The following is a 3,695-nucleotide window of genomic DNA, read 5'->3' as shown; positions in this document are numbered from 1 at the left end:
GTTGGCCTTTCGGACCGGATGGACTATCTGCCAGCCAACCTTTCGGGTGGGCAGAAGCAACGCGTGGCCGTCGCCCGTGCTCTGGTCGGAAACCCGGCGCTCGTGCTGGCCGATGAGCCGACCGCAGCGCTCGACAAGGACAGCGCGGCCGATGTGGTCGACCTCCTGAAACGTTTGGGGGCCACGCGCGGCACCACCACACTACTGGTCACCCATGACAACCGCATCCTGGATCGCGCCGACACGATCCTGACGCTGGAGGACGGATGCATCGTCAGGCGCGAGGGAGGACGGGGTCGATAGAACGACCCAAAAAACAAATGAGGGCGCCAAACTTTTCAACGCTATCCGCTCAGACCGCCCCCCCGAGACCCACCGCTGATTTGCGCACCATTTCGAAAGGTCACGCCGCCTTCGGGTGTCTCTGTTCGCACCGATAGCAGATGAACCCGCTTCAACTGCGGCGTAGTTCAATTTCATCAAGTCACTGAAAAGACGTCACTTTTTGAACCCGTCTCGATTTCCATGAAGGGCGGGTGGAAAGAGACGCGGGGCGTTCAGAGACCGATTTTGGCAGAAACGCCAGTCTCCGAAAGTCGGATGGCCTCGCTAAACCCCTTTGAAACAAAAAGAAAAAAGGCCCCGTCGGGGACCTTATCTCGGGTTTGCGATGTGCAAGTGGCGGAGGCTCAGGGATTCGAACCCTGGGGACGCTCTCACGCCCAACGGTTTTCAAGACCGCCGCATTCGACCACTCTGCCAAACCTCCGGTGGCAGGTCACATAGCCTCTGAAATCCGATTCTGAAAGCGGCAGCGGGGAAAATCTGCGCATCGTTGCCGTCAGACTTTTCTTGACGCACCGAAGACTGTAAGCTTTGCGCAAAACAACGAGCGGCGCGGGGCGATCAGCCCTGACATGCGCCCGAATGGGCATAGCAGAAGGCGAGCAGGCAATGGACTTCAGGATCACCAACTCTCCGCTATGGCGCAGCGCACGGACAACCGCGATGTGCGGCGCGGCGCTGATTGCGCTGGCCGGATGCGAGGGGGCAAACCTTCCCGCATTTCTGCAGGGCGGCTCTGATGCAGCAGCGCAAGACGCATCACCTGCTGCTGGCACCCGGTCCACGCGGCTGGTTGAGCGCGATGTCGAAGCGCCCGAGGTGTTCCAGGTCAGCGAAAACGGCCTCTGGGACGGTCGCCCGTCGTTGGGGGGCGTCTGGGCGGCACACCCGGATGTGTCCGAGCCCGAACGGGTGATCATCCGCAACGAGTCCAACGGCAACTTCGTGATCGGTGCGCTGTTCCGCAAGGAGCGTGAAACGCCCGGACCGCGACTGCAGATCTCTTCCGATGCCGCTGCGGCCCTTGGGGTTCTGGCTGGCGCGCCCACGCAACTGAACGTTGTTGCCCTGCGCCGCGAGGAAGTCCCGGACGGCGCTGCGTCTGCACCGCTACAGGATGCGCCCATCGGCGATGGCAGCTTTGACGCGCCGACCGATGTCGCGGAGTCCACGCTTGATCCGATTGCGGAATCCGCGGCTGCTGCGCTGGATGCGGCCCCTGCCCCAGCAGCCGCTCCTGCGCCCGCCGCCACCTCCACACTGGACAAGCCCTTCATCCAAATCGGCATCTTCAGCATCGAACAGAACGCCAACAACACCGCAACCGCGATGCGACAGGCGGGCATGGTGCCCACGGTTCTGGAACAAACCTCCAGCGGCAAGACCTTCTGGCGCGTTCTGGTCGGACCGGCACAGACCCGCGCAGAGCGCAGCACCTTGCTTGCCAAGATCAAGGATACAGGCTTTACCGACGCCTATGCCGTCACCAACTGACCCGACCCCGCAGGTATGACAGGAGAGCTGCCATGATCCGCAAATACCGCAGTCTTGTTTCCGCCGGGCTTGCCGCGCTGCTGCTGTCCACGACCGCTGCGGCGGCGTTCGACACGCGGGCCACTGCCGCGTTCGTGCTGGATGAGAAGACCGGCACAGTGCTTCTGGCAAAAAATGCAGACGAGGCTCTGCCGCCTGCGTCCATGTCCAAGCTGATGACACTCTACATCGCGTTCGAAGCGGTACGGGATGGTCGTTTGCGCATGGACGAGGAACTGCCGGTGTCGGCCCATGCCAATTCCTTTGGCGGCTCGACCCTGTTTCTGCGTCAGGGTGAACGCGTTTCGGTCGAAGACCTGATCCGAGGTATCATCGTGCTCTCGGGCAATGACGCTTGTGTGGTTTTGGCCGAAGCCCTGTCTCCTGACGGCACCGAGGCCGGGTTCGCCCGCATGATGACGCAACGCGCCCAGCAATTGGGCATGACCAATTCCGTGTTCAAGAATTCCAGCGGCTGGCCCGCTGCGGGGCATGTGATGTCAATGCGCGACCTGACCCTGCTGGCCCGCCACATCATCGAAGACTTCCCTGAATTCTACCCGATGTTTGCGGAAAAAGAGTTTCTGTTCGACGAGGCCGAGTCCTCCAACCGGTTCAACCGCAACCCGCTTTTGGCACTGGGGATCGGTGCGGACGGGCTCAAGACCGGGCATACGCAGGAAGCGGGCTACGGGCTTGTCGGATCGGCCAAGCAGGGCGACCGCCGGGTGATCTTTACCATCACCGGGTTGGACACGGCTGAGGCCCGCGCACAGGAATCGGAATCCATCGTCAACTGGGCCTTCCGCCAATTCGCGGAAAAGACCGTCACCCGCGCGGGTGCCGTGATCGCGGAGGCCGATGTCTGGATGGGGGCGAGCGAGACCGTTGGCCTTATGGCCAAGGAAGACGTGACGCTGCTCTTGCCGAACACCCCCGGACAGGACGTCACCGCCGAGGTGGTCTACACCGGCCCGATCGAAGCGCCGATTGCCGAAGGGCGGCAGCTGGCAGAGCTGATCATCAGCCCCGAGGGCCTGCCCGAACACCGCATCCCGCTTTTCGCAGCCAGCGCCGTACCGGCGAGCGGCTTCGTCGCGCGGATGATGAGCGTGTCGCAGGTTCTGTTGGGCCGCATACAGACCCCCACCGAGGATACGATGTGAGCCGATCCGGGCTGTTCGTCAGCTTCGAAGGGATTGATGGCTCGGGAAAATCCACGCAATCGCGGATGCTGGCGGACCGGCTCCGCGCGGAAGGGGTGGATGTGATCCATACCCGCGAACCGGGTGGCAGCCAAGGGGCCGAGGAAATCCGCGCGCTGGTGTTGCAGGGCGATCCCGACCGCTGGTCTGCCGAGACTGAGATCCTGCTTTTCACCGCCGCCCGCCGCGACCATCTGGAACGCACGATCCAGCCCGCGCTTGAGGCAGGCAAGGTTGTGATCTGCGACCGCTTTGCCGACAGCACCCGCATGTATCAGGGCCTGTCGCGCGGGAACCTGCGGGCCAAGGTGGATGCGTTGCACGATCTGATGATCGGGGTGGAACCTGACCTGACCCTGCTGATCGACATGGACCCAACGATCGGCCTCAGCCGCGCCAAGGCGCGCAACACGGTGGAAGAACGGTTCGAGGATTTCGGCGCGTCCCTGCAAGAGGCGATGCGCGCCGGATTTCTAGCCTTGGCCAAAGAATATGCCGACCGCTTCCGCGTGATCGACGGCGCGCGGGATGCAGACAGCGTTGCAGAGGATGTCTGGGCTGCGGTAAGCCCGCATCTGACATGAGTGACGCGACACAGCCAGAACCAGACCG

4 protein-coding genes and 1 tRNA gene are annotated in these 3,695 nt (G+C 62.8%); 4 read left to right on the top strand and 1 reads right to left on the bottom strand.

Features of this window, described 5'->3' with window-relative positions:
- The coding region (locus JJ869_RS22700) for an ATP-binding cassette domain-containing protein (RefSeq protein ID WP_292271105.1) at positions 1 to 303 on the top strand (303 nt) is incomplete at its 5' end.
- Positions 304 to 679: 376 nt separating this feature from the next.
- On the opposite strand, the gene JJ869_RS22695 is transcribed toward JJ869_RS22700, so the two are convergent.
- A tRNA-Ser gene (locus tag JJ869_RS22695) sits at positions 680 to 769 on the bottom strand.
- A 239-nt stretch (positions 770 to 1,008) separates the two neighbouring features.
- Here JJ869_RS22695 and JJ869_RS22690 point away from each other — a divergent pair.
- Genes JJ869_RS22690 through tmk form a run of 3 tightly spaced genes read left to right on the top strand, consistent with a single transcriptional unit; the run spans position 1,009 to position 3,667 of the window.
- On the top strand, positions 1,009 to 1,839 hold the full coding sequence (locus JJ869_RS22690; protein WP_292271108.1) for an SPOR domain-containing protein: 831 nt from the start codon (positions 1,009 to 1,011) through the stop codon (positions 1,837 to 1,839).
- A gap of 32 nt (positions 1,840 to 1,871) precedes the next feature.
- Complete coding sequence (locus JJ869_RS22685; RefSeq protein WP_292271102.1) at positions 1,872 to 3,044, top strand: D-alanyl-D-alanine carboxypeptidase family protein; 1,173 nt, start codon at positions 1,872 to 1,874, stop codon at positions 3,042 to 3,044.
- Complete coding sequence (gene tmk / locus JJ869_RS22680; protein WP_292271099.1) at positions 3,041 to 3,667, top strand: dTMP kinase; 627 nt, start codon at positions 3,041 to 3,043, stop codon at positions 3,665 to 3,667. The genes JJ869_RS22685 and tmk overlap by 4 nt, the downstream gene beginning before the upstream one ends.
- Positions 3,668 to 3,695 lie beyond the last annotated feature (28 nt).

It is taken from the genome of Marivita sp., assembly GCF_017643905.1.
In the GTDB taxonomy this organism is placed as follows: Bacteria; Pseudomonadota; Alphaproteobacteria; order Rhodobacterales; family Rhodobacteraceae; genus Marivita.
Note: the sequence above shows the minus strand (reverse complement) of the source record. Positions and strands in the feature narration are given on the sequence as shown.

Bases quoted from the DNA above. Each gene is read 5' to 3' on its own strand.
- JJ869_RS22690 (WP_292271108.1), top strand. From the start codon at position 1,009: ATGTGCGGCGCGGCGCTGATTGCGCTGGCCGGATGCGAGGGGGCAAAC.
- JJ869_RS22685 (WP_292271102.1), top strand. From the start codon at position 1,872: ATGATCCGCAAATACCGCAGTCTTGTTTCCGCCGGGCTTGCCGCGCTG.